Origin of the sequence: Natranaerofaba carboxydovora, from assembly GCF_022539405.1 — a bacterium.
In the GTDB taxonomy this organism is placed as follows: Bacteria; Bacillota; Natranaerobiia; order Natranaerobiales; family Natranaerofabaceae; genus Natranaerofaba; species Natranaerofaba carboxydovora.
The window spans coordinates 647,809-665,799 of sequence record NZ_CP054394.1; the positions used below are offsets into that span (position 1 = coordinate 647,809).

General features: G+C 35.1%; 18 protein-coding genes. 17 read left to right on the forward strand and 1 reads right to left on the reverse strand.

Going from position 1 to position 17,991, the window contains the following annotated elements; genetic code table 11:
- The first annotated feature begins 20 nt into the window (after nt 1-20).
- The 11 genes from spoIIP (at nt 21) to ACONDI_RS03135 (ending at nt 13,012) form a co-directional block, all read left to right on the forward strand.
- The gene (gene spoIIP / locus ACONDI_RS03085) at nt 21-1,127 is read left to right on the forward strand and encodes a stage II sporulation protein P (RefSeq protein WP_241080023.1); all 1,107 of its coding nucleotides are present in this window, start codon (nt 21-23) and stop codon (nt 1,125-1,127) included.
- Between the two features lie 66 nt (nt 1,128-1,193).
- On the forward strand, nt 1,194-3,008 hold the full coding sequence (lepA, locus tag ACONDI_RS03090; RefSeq protein ID WP_241080024.1) for a translation elongation factor 4: 1,815 nt from the start codon (nt 1,194-1,196) through the stop codon (nt 3,006-3,008).
- Nucleotides 3,009-3,280: 272 nt separating this feature from the next.
- Nucleotides 3,281-4,462: a radical SAM family heme chaperone HemW gene (gene hemW / locus ACONDI_RS03095; RefSeq protein WP_241080025.1), complete on the forward strand. Its 1,182-nt coding sequence runs from the start codon at nt 3,281-3,283 to the stop codon at nt 4,460-4,462.
- Between the two features lie 71 nt (nt 4,463-4,533).
- On the forward strand, nt 4,534-5,568 hold the full coding sequence (gene hrcA, locus ACONDI_RS03100; RefSeq protein WP_241080026.1) for a heat-inducible transcriptional repressor HrcA: 1,035 nt from the start codon (nt 4,534-4,536) through the stop codon (nt 5,566-5,568).
- A 45-nt stretch (nt 5,569-5,613) separates the two neighbouring features.
- Complete coding sequence (gene grpE / locus ACONDI_RS03105) at nt 5,614-6,216, forward strand: nucleotide exchange factor GrpE (RefSeq protein WP_241080027.1); 603 nt, start codon at nt 5,614-5,616, stop codon at nt 6,214-6,216.
- Nucleotides 6,217-6,252: 36 nt separating this feature from the next.
- The gene (dnaK, locus tag ACONDI_RS03110) at nt 6,253-8,133 is read left to right on the forward strand and encodes a molecular chaperone DnaK (RefSeq protein WP_241080028.1); all 1,881 of its coding nucleotides are present in this window, start codon (nt 6,253-6,255) and stop codon (nt 8,131-8,133) included.
- 31 nt (nt 8,134-8,164) lie between these two features.
- Complete coding sequence (dnaJ, locus tag ACONDI_RS03115) at nt 8,165-9,307, forward strand: molecular chaperone DnaJ (protein ID WP_241080029.1); 1,143 nt, start codon at nt 8,165-8,167, stop codon at nt 9,305-9,307.
- Nucleotides 9,308-9,318: 11 nt separating this feature from the next.
- Nucleotides 9,319-10,224, forward strand: coding sequence for a 50S ribosomal protein L11 methyltransferase (prmA, locus tag ACONDI_RS03120; protein ID WP_241080030.1), 906 nt, complete (start codon nt 9,319-9,321; stop codon nt 10,222-10,224).
- Nucleotides 10,194-10,982, forward strand: coding sequence for a 16S rRNA (uracil(1498)-N(3))-methyltransferase (locus ACONDI_RS03125; RefSeq protein ID WP_241080031.1), 789 nt, complete (start codon nt 10,194-10,196; stop codon nt 10,980-10,982). The genes prmA and ACONDI_RS03125 overlap by 31 nt, the downstream gene beginning before the upstream one ends.
- Before the next feature lie 6 nt (nt 10,983-10,988).
- Nucleotides 10,989-12,356 carry a tRNA (N(6)-L-threonylcarbamoyladenosine(37)-C(2))-methylthiotransferase MtaB gene (mtaB, locus tag ACONDI_RS03130; protein ID WP_241080032.1) on the forward strand — a complete coding sequence of 456 codons (1,368 nt, stop codon included), beginning with the start codon at nt 10,989-10,991 and terminating at the stop codon, nt 12,354-12,356.
- A gap of 71 nt (nt 12,357-12,427) precedes the next feature.
- Nucleotides 12,428-13,012: a hypothetical protein gene (locus tag ACONDI_RS03135; protein WP_241080033.1), complete on the forward strand. Its 585-nt coding sequence runs from the start codon at nt 12,428-12,430 to the stop codon at nt 13,010-13,012.
- On the opposite strand, the gene ACONDI_RS03140 is transcribed toward ACONDI_RS03135, so the two are convergent.
- Nucleotides 12,999-14,099, reverse strand: a complete 1,101-nt coding sequence (locus ACONDI_RS03140) for a hypothetical protein (protein WP_241080034.1) — start codon at nt 14,097-14,099, stop codon at nt 12,999-13,001. The genes ACONDI_RS03135 and ACONDI_RS03140 overlap by 14 nt on opposite strands.
- 196 nt (nt 14,100-14,295) lie before the next feature.
- Between ACONDI_RS03140 and ACONDI_RS03145 the strand changes: the two genes are divergently transcribed.
- The 6 genes from ACONDI_RS03145 (at nt 14,296) to ACONDI_RS03170 (ending at nt 17,989) form a co-directional block, all read left to right on the forward strand.
- Nucleotides 14,296-14,640, forward strand: a complete 345-nt coding sequence (locus ACONDI_RS03145; protein ID WP_241080035.1) for a histidine triad nucleotide-binding protein — start codon at nt 14,296-14,298, stop codon at nt 14,638-14,640.
- A gap of 73 nt (nt 14,641-14,713) precedes the next feature.
- The gene (rpsU, locus tag ACONDI_RS03150; protein ID WP_241080036.1) at nt 14,714-14,887 is read left to right on the forward strand and encodes a 30S ribosomal protein S21; all 174 of its coding nucleotides are present in this window, start codon (nt 14,714-14,716) and stop codon (nt 14,885-14,887) included.
- A 23-nt stretch (nt 14,888-14,910) separates the two neighbouring features.
- Complete coding sequence (locus ACONDI_RS03155; protein ID WP_241080037.1) at nt 14,911-15,357, forward strand: GatB/YqeY domain-containing protein; 447 nt, start codon at nt 14,911-14,913, stop codon at nt 15,355-15,357.
- A gap of 114 nt (nt 15,358-15,471) precedes the next feature.
- Nucleotides 15,472-15,756 carry a sporulation protein YqfC gene (gene yqfC, locus ACONDI_RS03160; protein ID WP_241080038.1) on the forward strand — a complete coding sequence of 95 codons (285 nt, stop codon included), beginning with the start codon at nt 15,472-15,474 and terminating at the stop codon, nt 15,754-15,756.
- Nucleotides 15,757-15,779: 23 nt separating this feature from the next.
- Nucleotides 15,780-16,991: a sporulation protein YqfD gene (yqfD, locus tag ACONDI_RS03165; RefSeq protein ID WP_241080039.1), complete on the forward strand. Its 1,212-nt coding sequence runs from the start codon at nt 15,780-15,782 to the stop codon at nt 16,989-16,991.
- Between the two features lie 80 nt (nt 16,992-17,071).
- Nucleotides 17,072-17,989, forward strand: a complete 918-nt coding sequence (locus ACONDI_RS03170) for a PhoH family protein (protein ID WP_420848176.1) — start codon at nt 17,072-17,074, stop codon at nt 17,987-17,989.
- Nucleotides 17,990-17,991: the final 2 nt, after the last annotated feature.

Consider the following 17,991-nt stretch of genomic DNA (forward strand, 5'->3'; position numbering starts at 1 on the left):
GAAATGGGAGGTGATTTTTTTTGAGAAATAAATTATTTTATTATAGAAGCGTTATTATTATGGTTATATTTGTTTTTTTGTTTGTCATCAAGCTGAATTTTTTGATTTTAAATACTTTCACAGCCCACAGCTCTGTTCAAAGCATATTACAGCCATATTCCAAAATTTTAATTACACAAGCCCTTCCTGGACTTGAGTTGAAAAACGGAAAGACAATTTTTAACAATCCGATTGATATCATAGAAGGTTTTATGGCTATAATATATCCTGTTGATAGAACTGATCCTACGTCTTTTTTTACTGCTCAATATATCCCCTTACAGCAAAATCACACAGAAGTGTTAGCTATGGTGAACAATGATGAATTAGAAACAGACTATAAAGAACCTTCCGAAGTTACTCAAAATGTCGAGCAGCGAGGATATGAGAATACGATCAGTGAAATAGATGAAACAATTGATAATGGTGAACTAGAGGCGGAGTTTGATCTAGATGCACCCGAAATAGAAGGAGTAGAAACGGATGAACCAAAAGTTTTAATCTATCATAGTCATACAACGGAGAGTTTTGTCCCAACATCAGGGAATGCTTTTTCCGAGAACCCGGAAGAATCAATAGTAAAAGTTGGAGAAAAATTAGTAAGTAGACTTGAGTCTTTTGGACTTGAGACTATTCATAATACAGATGTTCATGATTTGCCAACAAGGCATGAAAGTTATGTGAGAAGTTTAGAAACTGTAGAAAGGATATTAGAAGAAAACACTGAAATTCAGATGGTTATTGATCTACACCGGGATGGAGTAAGAAGAGAGATGACAACGGCTGAAATAGATGGTGAAGAATTTGGGAAAATCCTGTTTCTTGTAGGTTCTAGAGATAATCACCCTGATTGGAAAAGAAATTATGGTTTTGCAAATAATATAAAAGAAAACTTAGAAGAGATAAGGCCTGAACTATCAAGAGGTGTTAAGACCAGGAGATTTTCTTATAATCAGGAACTCCATCCTCATTCAGTTCTAATTGAAGTTGGGGGACATGAGAATTCTATAGAAGAAGCTAAAAGATCTATCCCCTATCTTTCTAAGGCGATTAAAAATGTTTATTTGGAAATAACGGACTCTAATTAGTTGCCTTGCTCCTCCATAATGCAGGTGTTATAATATTGTGAAGACTAAAAGGAGGCAGATTCAAGAATGAAGCAAGAATTAATCAGAAACTTTTCTATAATTGCCCATATAGACCATGGAAAATCCACTCTGGCGGATAGGTTGTTAGAGTATACCGGGACTTTGGAAAAAAGAGAAATGCAAGAACAGTATTTAGATAAGATGGAGCTTGAAAGAGAACGTGGTATTACCATTAAATTGCAGTCAGTTAAAATTAATTATAAAAGTAAAAAAGATGGACAAGAGTATGCTCTAAATATGATTGATACACCTGGTCATGTCGATTTTAACTATGAAGTTTCTAGAAGCCTTGCAGCGTGTGAAGGGGTATTATTAATTATTGATGCGGCGCAAGGTATTGAGGCTCAGACCCTTGCCAATGTATATTTAGCTATTGAGCATGATTTAGAGATTATACCTGTGATTAACAAAATAGATCTTCCAAATGCCGATCTTGATAGAATAAATGAAGAGCTAGAAGAAATCCTTGGTATAGATAGTGATGAGGCTATACATACTTCTGCTAAAGACGGAATTGGTATAGAGGAAGTTCTAGAGGCCGTGGTAAAAAGAATCCCTTCACCTGAGGGGGAGACCAAAAAGCCCTTAAGAGCACTGATATTTGATTCATATTATGATACCTATAGAGGAGTAATTTCTTTTATAAAAGTTGTTGAGGGTAAAATAACTCCTAAAATGAAGATAAAAACTATGGCTGTTGGAAAAGAATTTGAAGTGTCAGAGCTTGGTATACTAAACCCTGACCCAAAACCGGTTGATGAGCTACATGCAGGAGAAGTTGGTTTTATGGCAGCAAATGTTAAGGAAGTCAAGGATACTAGGGTTGGAGATACTATTACATCTGCTACGAACCCGGCGCCAGAACCTTTGCCAGGTTATAAAACCATTACGCCGATGGTATTTTGCGGTCTTTTCCCGGCAGATGGTGAAGAATATGATAAATTAAGGGATGCGTTAGACAAGTTAAAATTAAATGATGCTTCTTTACATTATGAGCCTGAAAGTTCTGCAGCTCTTGGATTTGGCTTTCGTTGTGGTTTTTTGGGGCTTTTGCACATGGAGATTATTCAGGAAAGGCTTGAAAGAGAATACGGATTAAGTCTAATAACAACTGCGCCAAATGTTGTTTATAATATAATTAAAAAAGATGGTGAAGAGATTAATGTAGATAACCCATCTAATCTTCCTACAAATGATGAAATAGAAAGAATAGCCGAGCCTTATGTTAAGGCTAATTTTATGGTTCCTCATGACTTCGTGGGTCCTGTTATGGAGCTATGTCAGGAGCGGCGGGGCATTTATAAAAGTATGGAGTATCTTGATACAAACAGGGTATTACTTATTTATGAACTTCCCCTTGCGGAGATAGTATTTGACTTTTTTGACCTGCTTAAGAGCAAAACTAGAGGATATGCATCCTTTGAATATGAATTTACAGGGTATAAAGAGGCTGATCTTGTAAGGGTAGATATTTTGGTTAATAAAGAGGCAGTGGATGCATTATCCTTTATAGTCCATCGTGACAAAGCAGACCAGCGAGGACGGCAGATGGCAGAAGAGTTAAGAAAACTTATTCCAAGGCAGATGATTGATGTCCCCATACAGGCTGCCATAGATAACAAAGTTATAGCCAGGGAGACGGTAAAAGCGCTGAAAAAGGACGTCCTTGCAAAATGTTATGGTGGTGACGTAAGTAGGAAGAGAAAATTGTTAGATAAACAGAAGAAAGGTAAGAAGAAGATGAAACAAATTGGCAAAGTGGACATCCCTCAAGAAGCGTTTATGGCGGTGCTTAGTATTGATGATAAAGATAAAAAGTGATTCTGGTGCAAAAAGTCTATTCACAAAAGTATAGTGTTTTTAATTGATACATCTAAGATTCGCCACCAGTCGAAATAAGGTTTCCTAATTAAAAAACTCGTCCTGAGTTCAATTAGCTAATGACCTCCTATCATTAGACCTTATTTTTCCTGCTTTCTCATCAAGATGTATTGCAATTAAAAACAAAACATTGTTCATATGACTTTTTGCACCAGAATCGCCTGCTGCAGGCAGGTGCCTAAAAACATATAAAAATCTAATGAGGTTATACTATGCAGAATATAAAGATGCAGAAAGGGCTTTATGTACATGTGCCTTTTTGTGTGTCAAAATGTAATTACTGTGATTTTGTAAGCCAAAAAATAAAAAAAGAAGATGTTTTAAAATATCTAGAAGGACTGAAATATGAAGTTGATTTTCATAAGAAAAACCTAAACGGCATATCTCTGTTTGATTCTCTCTATATTGGAGGGGGGACACCTACTTCTTTAGAGGTTAACGATCTTGAGCACTTACTAAATATAATCTTTGAAAATGTTAACATATCTAGTGAAGCGGAAATAACAATAGAAGTTAACCCTCTTACCATTGATGAAGATAAGGTAAAGCTAATAAAGGATTATGTTAATAGAATAAGCCTTGGTTTGCAGACTACTAAAGAGAGTTTGCTTAAGCTTATTAGTAGAATTCATACATATCAGGATTTTTTGACGACTTATGAACTTATAACCAAATATTTTGGAAATGTTAATGTTGACTTGATTTATGGTATACCAGAACAAACACTTGAGGATTTAAATAAAGATTTGTATAGATTAACTGGTCTTTCACCGTCACACATATCTATCTATGGTCTTACCCTAGAAGAGGGGACAGAATTATATAAGCAGATCGAAGATAACAAGATAAATAATTTGCCCTCAGATAACCTGCAGAATGAAATGTACTATCAGGCCAGAGAAACTTTAACTAATAATGGTTACATCCACTACGAAATTTCTAATTTTGCACTGCCTGGCAAAAAGTCAAGTCACAATTTGATCTACTGGCAAAGGGATAACTATTTAGGCCTTGGGCCTGGTGCTCATAGTTTTTGGAATTCTATACGGTGGAAAAACCCCGATGATCTAGGTGAATATTATAAAAAAAGCAAGAAAACCAAATTAGACAGCAATAATATCGACTATCTCACAGAAGATAAAACACAAATTGATTGTTATGAAGCTCTCTTTGAAGAATTTATGTTGGGATTAAGGTTAGTTGAAGGTATAGATTTGAAGGAGATAGGGGAAAAATTTAATTTGGATGTATACAAATTTTATCAAAATGAAATTGATGATTTACAAGAAAGGGGATTAATTAAAAAAAATAAAAATAGGATAAAACTCACTAATACAGGTTATATGCTATCAAACAGGGTATTTGTGGAGTTTTTAACTAACCTTGACAAATAAATTTGGTAGTGATAATTTTATAGGTAAGCATTAGCACTCATAACAAAAGAGTGCTAACAGGGGTGATGGATATGGAACTACCCGAAAGGAAAAAGAGAATTTTGGAGGCTATTATTACCTATTATATTCGCTACGCTGAGCCTGTTGGTTCAAGGTCGCTTTCGCGCCTTTATAACTTTGGGATAAGTCCTGCAACTATAAGGAACGAAATGGCTGACTTAGAAGAGATGGGGTTTTTGGCTCAACCCCATACTTCGGCAGGACGGGTGCCTAGCGAAACCGGCTACAGATTCTTTGTTGATGAACTAGTTAAATCAAGGAGGTTTTTAGAACTTAGAAAACAAGGAAGAAAGTATTTAATTAACAGACTAAAAGAGGAAAAAGCACAGGGTATTGAGGAGATAATACGCCTAACTGCACAAATACTATCTGAAATAACCAATTATACTTCTCTAGTGTTTGGACCACAGGTGACAAAAAGTTCTTTTAACCAGATGAGGTTTATACCGCTAAAAGACAATAAAGCACTGATGGTTGTAGTAACAGATATGGGGTTGATAGAAGACAAAACTATTGATCTACCTGAAGAACTAAATGTGGAAGAAGTAGAAAGAGTAGTAGAATATCTAAACAAAAGGCTAAAGGGACTGACAATAGATGAAATAAACAGGGACCTCTTTCTAAGTGAGTTGAGATCAGAAGTCGTTAGAAAAGCTGGTATTTTGGATGAAGCATTAAATATGTTATCAGGAAGCCAAAGACTAAAAGGTAATATTGTCCTTGACGGTAGGACTAATATTTTGGATCAACCAGAATTTAAAGATATGGAAAAAGTCCGTAAAATCTTATCAATTTTTGAAAGAGAAGAAATTCTGATTGACCTAATGTCTGACTTTGATGATATAGTTGTAAGGATTGGTAGGGAAAACCCTGTGGAAGAGGTTAAAGATTGCAGCTTGATTACGGCAAGCTATGAAGTTCACGGCAAAAGTGTAGGTACTATAGGAGTTCTAGGACCAAAACGGATGAACTATTCAGAAGTTATTGCCATTGTTACACAAATTGCTAAGGAATTAGGTTTGGCATTAAAACATCAGGGTGAGTAATCAAAATTACTAAATTAAAAAGAAGAAAAAGAGGTGAGAGCCTTTATGAATGTTGATAAAGGTACCAAGAATGATAAAGAGAAAGAGAAAGAGAATGAAGTTAGCGAGGATTATGAAAAAGAAGAACAAGAAGTGGAAGAACTAGAAGAATTAGAGGCAGAAGAAATTGAAGAAGGACTTTTATCTTATGAAGAACAGGAAAAGCTTATAAAAGAAAAACAGGAGTATTTTGAAAGATTGCAGCGACTGCAAGCCGAATTTGATAATTATAAAAAAAGAATGTCAACAGAAAGGGAAAAAGATAAAAAATATGGCGCAGAAGATGTGATGAAAGGGATATTGCCTGTCCTTGATAACTTTGAAAGGGCTTTATCTAATATTGAAGAAAATGAAGAAAAGACTGAAGAGAATGAAGGTTTTTATCAGGGTGTAAAAATGATTTATGATCAGTTAGTGGAGACCTTAGAGCAAAATGGATTAGAGAAGATTGAAGCTGAAGGAGAGAAATTTGACCCTAATTATCATGAGGCAGTTATGATGGTTGAGAGTGAAGAGCACTCAAAAAATACTGTGGTTGAAGAACTGCAAAAGGGTTATCTATTACATGATAAGCTTCTAAGAGCTAGCATGGTTAAAGTTTCAAAATAAAAAATTAATAAACAAAGGAATGAGGGGGTAGTAAACATGAGTAAGACTATTGGAATTGATCTTGGAACAACCAACTCCTGCTTTGCAGTTATGGAAGGTGGAGAATCAGCCATAATACCTAATGCAGAAGGTAATAGAACAACTCCGTCTGTAGTAGGTTTTTCTGATGAAGGGGAAAGATTTGTTGGTGAGGTAGCCAAAAGGCAGGCTATAACAAGTCCAGATAGAACAATTGCTTCTATAAAAAGACATATGGGTACTGACCACAAAGAGAAAATTGGAGACAAAGAGTATACTCCACAGGAGATTAGTGCTTTTATCCTTCAAAAGATAAAGCAGGATGCAGAAAGCTACTTAGGAGATGAAGTCAAAAAAGCTGTTATCACAGTACCGGCATATTTTTCTGATAGTCAGCGCCAGGCTACAAAAGATGCTGGAAGGATTGCCGGCCTAGAAGTTGAAAGGATTATTAACGAGCCAACTGCAGCAGCACTTGCCTATGGACTTGATAAAGAAGATGAAGACCAGACAATTCTGGTATTTGACCTTGGTGGAGGTACTTTTGACGTATCCATCTTGGAGCTAGGCGACGGTGTGTTTGAAGTTAAAGCTACCAGTGGAAACAACAAGCTAGGTGGAGATGATTTTGACCAAAAGATAATTGATTATCTAGCTGATGAATTTAAGAAGGAAAATGGAATAGACTTAAGAGAAGACAAAATGAGCCTTCAGAGATTAAAAGAAGCTGCTGAGCAGGCAAAAGTCGAACTGTCAAGTGTTACCCAGACAACTATAAACCTGCCATTTATAACGGCTACAAATGAAGGTCCTAAGCACCTAAATAAGGAAATAACAAGGGCTAAATTTGATGAACTAACAAGTGACTTGATTGAGAAAACTATGGAGCCAACCCGTCAGGCTATGAAGGATGCCGGGCTAAAGCCAGAAAGTATTGATAGAGTGATTTTGGTTGGAGGATCAACCAGGATTCCTGCAGTTCAAAATGCTATAAAGGAATACATCGGCAAAGATCCTCATAAAGGTATTAACCCTGACGAAGTTGTTGCAAGAGGGGCAGCTATTCAGGCAGGAGTTCTAAGTGGAGACGTTAAAGATGTGCTGCTTCTAGATGTAACTCCGCTATCTCTTGGAATAGAGACCTTAGGAGGAGTATTTACCAAGTTAATAGAGAGAAACACTACTATTCCTACTAGCAAGGCGAAAACATTCAGTACTGCAGCAGATAACCAGACAAGTGTTGAGATACACGTCCTGCAGGGAGAACGTGAAATGGCTCAATATAATAAATCTCTTGGTAGGTTTATCTTAGATGGTATTCCGCCAGCACCAAGAGGAGTGCCTCAGATTGAGGTTACCTTTGATATTGATGCCAATGGAATTCTTAATGTAAGTGCAAAAGACAAAGGAACCGGAAAAGAGCAAAAGATTACAGTTGAAGCTACAAGTGGCCTAGAAGAAGATGACATCGAAGAAATGGTAAAAGAAGCAGAAAAACATGCAGAAGAGGACAAGAAGAAGAGGGAGTTAGCTGAAGCCAAAAATGAAGCAGAAACCCTTGCATACAGTACTGAGAAGACCTTAAAAGACCTTGAAGGAAAGATTGATGAGAACAAGAAAAAAGAAGTGGAAGATGCTGTGCAAAAAGTTAGAGATGTTATAGGCGAAGAAGAGCCAGATCTAGAAAAAATAAACAGTGCCAAAGAAGAACTTACAAATCATTTCCACGAGTTAAGCCAGCAGTTATATCAGGAGCAGGCAGAGACTGGTGATGTGGCAGGAGATGCAGGAGCTGGCCCAGAAGGCTCCGGAGAAGATGAAAATGTAATGAACGCAGATTATGAAGTAGTAGATGAGGACGAGGAAGATGATAAAAAAGGAGATAGTAAGAGTGAATAAAGATAAATTTTTTGGAGGGTGGTGTTAGGCCATGACACAGCGCGATCTATACGAAATTCTGGGGGTTTCAAGGGATGCATCCCAGGATGAGATAAAAAAAGCATATCGTAAGCTGGCCCGCAAATACCACCCCGATGTAAATCCTGACAATGAAGAAGCGGAAAAAAAGTTTAAAGAGATACAGAAAGCTTATGAAGTTTTAGGTGATGATAAAAAGAGGCAAAGATACGACCAGTTTGGCCATGCTGGTGTAGATGAGGATGCGCAGCATGGAGGATTTGGCGGTCAGGATTTTGGTGACTTCGGTGGTTTTGGCGGTTTTGAAGATATATTCGATGCTTTTTTTGGAGGCGGTTTTTCTGGTGGTGGTTCCAGAAGACAAAGACCCAGGAGAGGGTCGGACCTTCTCTATAGATTAGAGCTAGAATTCGAAGAGGCAGTTTTTGGGGCAGAAAAGGAAGCAGAAATTCCTAGGACAGAAAGCTGTGAAAAATGTGAAGGTTCGGGTGCTAAACCTGGAACATCACCTGAAACCTGTCCTACCTGTGAAGGAAGGGGAGAGATTCGTCAAGCCAAGCAAACTCCCCTTGGACAGTTTGTAAATGTTTCGCCTTGTAACGCCTGTGGTGGCGATGGAAAAATTATTAAAGACAAGTGCCCAGAATGTCATGGTGAAGGAAAGGTAGTTAGAAGGAGAAAGGTTAAACTAAACATTCCTGAAGGAGTAGACGAAGGTAATAGGTTAAGAGTTGCAGGAGAAGGCCAGGCAGGTAGCAGAGGCGGGCCACCAGGAGACTTATATGTAGAGATTAGTGTAAAACCTCATGAATACTTTGAAAGAGAAGGTAATGATATATACTATGAGGCAAATATAAGCTTTCCTTTGGCAGCTATAGGTGGAGAAATTGAGGTTCCTACTTTAGAAGGAAAAGCCAAGTTAAAAGTACCTGAAGGTACGGGTAATGGTGCGACTTTTAAATTGAAAAACCAAGGTGTTCCTACAAGAAGAGGCAGGGGACATCAGTATGTTAAGATCAATGTTGAAGTGCCCAAAAAACTAAATGCAGAACAAAAGAACATTTTGAAGGATTTTGCAAAGAGTATGGGGGAAGAGATCCCTGATGACAAATCTTTCATTGGAAGAGTAAGGGATACTTTTGGTGGAAAAGGATAGGGTAAATAGTCATGAGTAATGATAAAAAATGGGCAGAGCTAACAATTAAAACAAATAGAATGGCAGAAGAAGCTGTAAATAATATCTTATATCAATACGGAATAAATGGAGTTGTTATAAGGGAAGATAGCGAGTCGATGGGGAAGGATGTCTTTTCTGAACCCATCTTGATAAAAAGCTATCTTCCCTATGATACTTTTTTGGAAAATAAACTAGATGAATTAAGAACTCGTATATTAAAGTTAAATAAGTATGGATTTCAGATAGGCGAAAATGACATAATAATAAAGTTCTTAGACGAAAATAACTGGCTTGAGAGCTGGAAAAGCTTCTTCAAGCCTAAAATTATTGGATCGGTAGTTATAAAGCCTACCTGGGAAGAAATCCCTTCTAAATCAGAGGATAAGATAGTAATAGAGTTAAATCCCGAAATGGCTTTTGGTACAGGGCTTCATCCTACTACTGAAGCATGTTTGAAATTTATACAGTCCTGTCTTACTCCTGGAGAAACAGTACTAGACCTTGGGTCGGGTTCTGGAATACTATCGATAGCAGCTGCCAAACTAGGTGCTAGGAAAGCTTATGCTTATGATATAGCACCCGAGGCATATAAAGTTACTCAAAATAATGCTGAACTTAATGAAGTTTATGACAGAATCGAAGCCAAAAAATGCGATGTAACGAAAGTAAAATATCCCGAGGTTAACCTGGTTGTAGCTAACTTACATACAAAGATTTTATTAAACTTATTTGATAAAATTTATTCATCTATCTTATCTGAGGGTCACCTTATTGTGTCTGGTATTATCGACTCAAGGCGAGAAGATATAGTTGGTGAAGCAACAAAAAGTGGTTTTTCGGTGATAGATGAAGTAGTTAAAAAGGAGTGGTTAACGTTACTTCTAAAAAAAGCATAGATCCAATTACTAGACTGTTCTTGTCTCCTGATTGCTTTGAAAGTAGTACTGCTGTTGGAGATAAAGAAGATGCTCATTATGTAAAGAATGTTTTACGAGGAAAAGTTGGAGATGACATAATTGTTTTGGACGGGTCTGGTAAGGAATACTTCGGTGTGATCGAGAATTTGGATAACAAAATGATAAAAATAAGTTTAACTAAAAATATAGAAGAGAATAGAGAGCCTGAAGTTGATATAATTTTGGCCCAAGGAATGTGCAAAAAAGACAAATGGGAACTTATCTTACAAAAAACAACAGAATTAGGTGTGAGGGCAATCCAACCTTTCTACAGTGAAAATACAGTTGTGCATCACAAATCAGAAAAAGAATTAAATAAAAAGCTCTCTCGCTGGGAAAAAATACTAAAAAATGCTTCAGAACAGTCTAATAGGCAAATGATACCAGAGGTTAGAACACCTCTGGGTTTTACTGAGATGCTGCAAAAATATTCTCAAATCAACTCTGTGGGAAAAAAGATTATCTTTAATGAGCATGAAAGTCAAAACAGCCTTGAACAGGTATATTCTAGTTTTAGTGGAGGGGCAATATTTTTGGTTGTTGGACCTGAAGGCGGTTTCTCAAAAGAGGAGATAGATAAAGCTATAGATAACGACTTTATTTCGGCAGGGCTTGGGCCCAGGATATTAAGGACTGAAACAGCAGCTGTTATTGTTACGGCAATTACATTGTTTCAGTTGGGTGAAATGGGAGGGTAGAGGAATTTGCAAATAACTCCAAAAGTGGCTTTTTATACCCTTGGCTGCAAAGTTAATCAATATGATACACAGTCATTAAGAGATATGTTTTTGAATGAAGGATACCAGATAGTTGACTTTGATGAATATGCTGACATATATATTATAAATACCTGTGTAGTAACCCACATAGCTGAGAGAAAATCTAGGCAAAATATAAGAAAGGCTAAGAAAAAAAATCCACTTTCTACAGTTGCTGTAGTTGGCTGTTATCCTCAAACTTTTCCTGAGAAGGTAAAAGAGTTAGGTGAAGTGGACGTTTTTTTGGGGACTGAAGATAGAAAAACAATAATGAATTTAATAAAAAAAGTCAAAAAAGAAGATACAAAAGAAGACATAATAAATAATGAGATAATAGATAGCTCTAATGTGAAAAGAAAATTTAATAAATATGACAGTGTTTATGATGATGTAGGGATTAATAATTTTGATCTTCAAAAAGAACAAAAAAGCCGTCACTTTCTAAAGGTACAGGAAGGATGTGAAAGATACTGCTCTTACTGTATCGTACCCTATGCCAGGGGCAAAATCAAAAGTAGACCTATTACTTCGGTGTTAAAAGAAGCAAAAGAAGCAGTTAATAGTGGTTTTAAAGAGATTGTTCTTACAGGGAGCAATTTGGGAGCATATGGTGATGAATCTTTTTACAAACCTGATCTGGTTGATTTGATTCGGGCATTAACTTCATTAAATTTTGACTTTAGAGTTAGGCTTAGTTCAATTGAGCCAATGGAAATAAGTCAGGAATTAATTAATGAATTAAGCACAAATCCCAAAATTTGTCCTCACTTACACATACCCTTACAAAGCGCAGATGATCAAATATTAAAAAAAATGAACAGGCCCTACACTGGCAAAGATTTCAAAAAATTGATCTTTAATATAAAAGAATTGATACCTGATATTAGTTTGACTACTGATGTAATTGTTGGTTTTCCTGGTGAAAATAAAAAGCACTTCGAAAGGACAAAAGCTTTTATCAAAAAAATAGGTTTTATGGACCTTCATGTATTTAAATATTCTGTACGTGAGAAAACACCGGCAGCAAACTATGCCGATCAAGTTCAGCACGAATTAAAGGAAAAAAGAAGCGCAGAATTAATTAAACTATCAAAGGAGTTAAAATTTGAATATCAAAAAAGATTTTTGGGCAGGAATCTAAAAGCCTTAATTGAGACTAGAGAAGGTAATTATTATTCAGGATTAACTGAAAATTATTTAAAAGTTTATCTTCATCAAAATGAAATAGATAAAAACGGGTATGTAAAAGGAGAATTCTGTGATATAAAGCTTTACTTAATTAATGATAAAGTGATAGCTAAAATAATTAAATAAGCCTGCATATTTTACTGCTTCCCTTAATAATAAATGTAGTAGATATGTAATATGGGAAGCGGGTGATATTAATGAACAGGCTGATTATTATTGAAAGAAGAAGAATAATCCCTCTGGTATTATTGATTGTTTTAATGGGTGGCTTAACAATTTATGACAACATAAGAGGGGATATTGGAGGAATTATGCCGGTGCAGGATGAAGATGCTGAAGAGACTGGGGAAATAATTGCAGGGCAAAAGCTTAGTAGTGAACTTAAAGAAAGTTCAATCGATTATGTTACTGCAGATAGGGGTTTTAGGACTAGTCCGAAGACTTTTGAAGTAGCCAAGGGTTTGGAAGAATGGGTAGATATTATTGAGCACAATGACCTTAGTCTACCTGACTACCCATACAATGAATACAATGAAGTTGGAGTTTTTGCATTTAATAGCAAAATTGAAAGTTTAGAATTAGTTCCAGAGGAAGAAAAAAGGGCTAATGGTCAAACCCAGATTCAAATAGAAGTAAATACAAAAGAAAAAGAAAACCACTACCATGTAGTAGTGGTCTCAAAAGATGTGTTAGCTAGAAATGGCGATGTACAAAACTGGCGTTTTGTAAATGAAGACGGTGATGTTATTTATCAGTTGGCGACAGAGATTAGTGATGATTAATTAGTGACTTTACTTTTTCTAGTGTTTTTCTTCTGTTTTGTTCTACTCCGTCAAAATCCTGGGCGGAGCTATAATGAAGTTCTAACTCTTCCCGTATCTTTTTCATTTCAGCTAAATAGTTTATGCCCCGACTAATTAAACTATCCTGCTGGTTGATAGCATTAGATAACTCTTCTTTGTTGAAACTTAGAATTGTTTTATTATTGTTTTCAAGTGGGATACTTGCTTTATAATAAATATTTTTATCAAGGTCATATATTTCAGGGTAATTTTTGCTAGACAAGTATATAATATTAAGTTGAGGGAGCCTTATTCCTTCCAAAATAGAAGGTTCAAATGGATGATGATATAATTCAACTTGATGTCCACAAAAAGTAGCATGTTCTTCAATTATTTTTAGAAGATGTTCACTTGCTTTGATATTTCCTTCGACTAGAAATATTTTTGTGTTTTCTTGGATTAGATTTTTTACAAAACTAACAACACCTTCTGGTGTAAATGCTCTTAAAAAGAGTGACCTTTTAGTAAACACATTGTTTTTTCCTTTAAATTTGCAGTGACAAGTTTCTTTTAAAGGTTCTAGCAGAAAAGTTTTTAAATCATTTAGATTTTGGGTGCTCTCTTGGTTGTTAAATAATTTGTATTGTCTAGATAAACATTCGTTAGCCTGCACAAAATAACTGTAAACTATGTTATAATAACTTTTGACCCGGTCTTGAATGTCTTCTAATTTACTTTTTTTAGGGATTAACTTTTCGCTATCTAAATACCTTGCAAGGTCAATAATATATTCTCCAGCTGCAGGAAGATTAGGGTCTATTACGTGCGGGTGTGTGCCATCGACGAAGATTGTTTTGATCTCAGGAAATGAAATCGCATCCAAAGAGGTGCTATCTGATGCACAGTAATATAGCTCCTTGTTATAATTTTGGCCTAAATGATCTGCAATTTTTTTCATATAAGATGATTTACCAGTGCCGGGGCCGCCTTTTATGATGAATTTATATTTATAACCATACAAAATGTCAGGAAAAAATGAATGAAAGCCCCTTGCAGAGTTGTTTCCAGGAAAAAACTTTTGAGTCATTTAACTATCATCCTCCTTATAAAATATAAAAATCAAATTTTTTTAGCTAGCAATTTAAGCAGGATTTATAATATTTTGCTAGAATTTAATTATATAGAAATATATATATTAGTAATATATATTAGAACTGAAGTGAAATTACCACTAATATTCAGATCATTTTTCAATTTAAAACAATTTTCGGAGGTGTGATTTATTGGCGAAAGACTGCCTGTTTTGTAAGATAGTAAATAAAGAAATTGATAGTGATATAGTATATGAAGATGACAAGGTAATTGTTTTTAAAGATATTAATCCGAAAGAGCCGGTACATTTATTAATTGTACCTAAGGTCCACCGAGAAAGTATAATGGATTTAAAGAAAGAAGATGCAGAGCTTATTTCCCATATGGTGTTTGTAGCTCAAGAAATAGCCAAAAAGTATAATATTGATGATAAAGAGAAAGGGTTTAACTTGTTGAACAACTATGGTAAAGAAGGTGGACAAGAGATAGATCATCTCCATGTTCACTTTTTAGCAAAAAGCAAGCCTTCGACATAAGTTAGTTCTTAAGTTCTGTGGTTATGTCTGAAGGTGAACTTTAGTTATTGACATTACGGAGGGAGGGAAATTCGTGGCTAGAGTTAATGTTAAGAAAAATGAAACTATAGAAAGCGCTTTGAGAAGATTTAATAAAAAGTGCTCTAAAAGCGGTATTAGAAGTGAAATCAAGAAAAGAGAGTACTATGAAAAGCCTAGTGATAAGCGTAAAAAGAGAGACGAAAAACGAAAAAAACAAAAGAAGTAATAAAATAGCCTGGAGGAAAGTAAATGGGTATAAAAGATCTGCTTAACGAAGATATGAAGAAGGCTATGAAAGAAAAAAATAAATCAAAGCTTTCAGTCATAAGAATGTTACGTTCTGAAATCCACAATAAAGAAATAAATAAAGGTAATGAGTTGACAGAAGATGAAATAAATGAGCTGATCTTTAAAGAGGTTAAAAAATTAAAAGACTCTCTTGTAGATTATGAAAATTCAAATAGGGATGATTTAGTAAAAGCACTTGAAAATGAAATTGCAGTACTAGAAGAGTATTTACCAGATAAATTATCAGAAGAGGAAATAAGGAAAATCATTGATGAAGCAATTGATAAAACAGGGGCCAAAACCAAAAATGATATAGGAAAGCTTATGAAAGAAGTAATGCCTAAAGTAAAAGGAAAAGCGGAGGGTAAGTTAGTTAACAGGATTGCTTTAGAACAAATTGAAAGTTAATACTGAAAAATAAATAATAGCAACTTAAAAAGACCTTGGAATTTCCAGGGTCTTTTTTTTTGTAATTAACTCTTTTATATTTTCATATTTTTAATATGGAAAGGAGCGCGTTAAATGTATAAGAATAAAAAAATATTTAAAGCTAAAAATTTATTTTCTGAGTTTTTTGAACTACCTAAAGACATTGTTTTAGACCTCCCAAGAATTAGTATAATTGGAAATTTGCAGTTTTATGTGGAAAACCACAGGGGGATTATTGAGTACAATGATAAAGTGATTCGCATTGGTATAAGAAACGGGGAATTAGTGATAGAAGGCAGTGGTCTTGGAATAAAAAATATTCATCCTCATGAAATCCTTATTGAAGGAACTATAGAAAATATAAATTTTAGTCAATAAAAAAATAGTTGTGGGAGGCATATATGGTGCATTATCTAAATTTATTGTATTATATTATAGGTTATGTTAAAATTGAGCTTCGCGGAATTGGAATGGAAAAGTTCTTAAATATGGCAGTTAACCAGGGCGTTTTATTTTGGGATGTTAAAAGAAAAAAAGATAGTATTCAACTAAAAACCACATTAAAAGATTTTGCTGAATTAAGGAAAATCGCCAAGAAAACTGACTGTCATTTTAGCATTATTGTAAAAAAAGGTCTTCCCTTTTATTTTAAAAAAATGAATAAGCGAAAGGGTTTAGTTTTTGGCTGTATTTTATTTGTTGCAATACTGTATTATCTTTCTTCATTTGTTTGGTTCATCCAGGTAGAAGGAAACCAAACTGTTGCAAGCGAAAAGATATTAGATATGACAGAAAAACATGGTTTAAGGCCGGGGATAAAAAAAGATGAAATTGATACATTAGCACTCGCAAAAGAGATAACTGCAGAGGATGATAGGCTGGTTTGGGCAGGGATAGAAATTAGTGGTACGAGGGCTCTTGTTGAAGTTGTTGAAAGAGAAGAAGAGGAAGAAAACTTTCAGGGTTATGGCGACATTGTTGCTTTAGAAAAAGGAGAAATAGAAAAAATTATTGCACTATCTGGTTATCCTCTAGTTGATGTGGGAGATGAAGTCAAAAAAGATGAAATTCTTATTGCAGGAAGAATAGTGCCTACAAAGATTGAAGAAGAACAGCCTTATATAGATTACGAAGATTTACAAGAATATCCAAGAGTTGAAGCAAAAGGCTTTGTTTATGGTACAATGGTATTTGAAAACAAAGTTGAAGTTTTGCTTGAAAGAAAAGTAGAACAAAGAACATCAAATGAATATGTTAGGCGTGGAATAAAAATTGGTGATCGAACATTCTATTTGGACTTGCAAGATGTTCCGTATTTAGAGTATGATGTAGAAAAAATAGAAACACAAAAAATAACCGAGGGGTTTAGAGCTCCTTTTAACCTAGTTAAAAAAGTATACTATGAGACAGAAGAAGTAATTGAAAAATTATCTAAGAAAGAAGCTAGAGAAGAAGCTAGGGAACTGCTTCTAGAGGAGTTAGAAGAGCAAATTCCAGCTAACTCAGAAGTGATTGACATAGATTTTAAAGATGCAGAAATTGAAAATAATAAGCTTAGGAAAGAACTTGAGATAACAATAGAAGGTAATATGGGCAAATTAAAAAGTTTTTAAAACTTTTTAGGAGGGGTGTGATTTTGTCGAGTTCCTTTCAATCGAATAACACTTCAAAATTTCGCCTGGAGAGCAACGAAATAGCTCAACAAATCCTTGGGGATTTAGATGGAAACTTGGATGTAATAGAAAACCTGTTTTCTGTTCAGCTAATTCCTAAAGGTCAAGAGATTGTTGTTAAGGGTGAAACAGAAGAAGTAGAACAGGCTATTTTTTTATTAGAGCAATTGTCTTCACAAGTCAAAAAAGGTAAGAGGATCTCTTCTTTTGATATTAAATATGCAGCTAAAATGGTAAAGGAAGGAAAGGAAAGCCAAATGGAAAATTTATTTGATGAGATTATATATACTACAGCCAGAGGAAAAAGCATAAAACCAAAAACGGTTGGCCAAAAAGAGTATGTTCAGGCAATAGACAAAAACGATATAGTTTTTTGTATTGGTCCTGCTGGTACTGGTAAAACTTTTTTAGCCATGGCTATGGCCATGGCACATTTGAAAGACCAAAAGGTTAATAGGATTATTCTTACAAGGCCAGCAGTTGAAGCGGGTGAAAACTTAGGGTTTTTACCCGGTAGTTTTCAAGAAAAAGTAGATCCTTATTTAAGACCTCTATATGATGCGTTATTTGATTTACTTGGAGTTGAAAAAGTAGAAAAGTATATGGAAAAAGGAATAATTGAAATAGCCCCTCTTGCTTATATGAGAGGCAGGACTTTAGATGATTCTTTTGTTATTCTTGATGAAGCCCAAAATACAACTTCTGAACAAATGAAAATGTTTCTTACACGTCTTGGGTTTGATTCAAAGGCAGTGGTAACAGGGGATGTGACTCAGGTTGATCTGCCCTCTGGTAAGCATTCAGGTTTGATTGAGGTTACCAAAATCTTAAAAGATGTTAAAGGGCTGTCATTTGTCTATTTGAGTGATTCGGATGTGGTAAGACATGAATTAGTCCAAAGAATCATACTTGCTTATGAAAAATATAACTCGGGCTAACT

Bases quoted from the DNA above. Each gene is read 5' to 3' on its own strand.
- lepA (WP_241080024.1), top strand. From the start codon at position 1,194: ATGAAGCAAGAATTAATCAGAAACTTTTCTATAATTGCCCATATAGAC.
- hemW (WP_241080025.1), top strand. From the start codon at position 3,281: ATGCAGAATATAAAGATGCAGAAAGGGCTTTATGTACATGTGCCTTTT.
- hrcA (WP_241080026.1), top strand. From the start codon at position 4,534: ATGGAACTACCCGAAAGGAAAAAGAGAATTTTGGAGGCTATTATTACC.
- grpE (WP_241080027.1), top strand. From the start codon at position 5,614: ATGAATGTTGATAAAGGTACCAAGAATGATAAAGAGAAAGAGAAAGAG.
- dnaK (WP_241080028.1), top strand. From the start codon at position 6,253: ATGAGTAAGACTATTGGAATTGATCTTGGAACAACCAACTCCTGCTTT.
- dnaJ (WP_241080029.1), top strand. From the start codon at position 8,165: ATGACACAGCGCGATCTATACGAAATTCTGGGGGTTTCAAGGGATGCA.
- prmA (WP_241080030.1), top strand. From the start codon at position 9,319: ATGAGTAATGATAAAAAATGGGCAGAGCTAACAATTAAAACAAATAGA.
- ACONDI_RS03135 (WP_241080033.1), top strand. From the start codon at position 12,428: ATGAACAGGCTGATTATTATTGAAAGAAGAAGAATAATCCCTCTGGTA.
- ACONDI_RS03140 (WP_241080034.1), bottom strand. From the start codon at position 14,099: ATGACTCAAAAGTTTTTTCCTGGAAACAACTCTGCAAGGGGCTTTCAT.
- ACONDI_RS03155 (WP_241080037.1), top strand. From the start codon at position 14,911: ATGGGTATAAAAGATCTGCTTAACGAAGATATGAAGAAGGCTATGAAA.
- yqfC (WP_241080038.1), top strand. From the start codon at position 15,472: ATGTATAAGAATAAAAAAATATTTAAAGCTAAAAATTTATTTTCTGAG.
- yqfD (WP_241080039.1), top strand. From the start codon at position 15,780: ATGGTGCATTATCTAAATTTATTGTATTATATTATAGGTTATGTTAAA.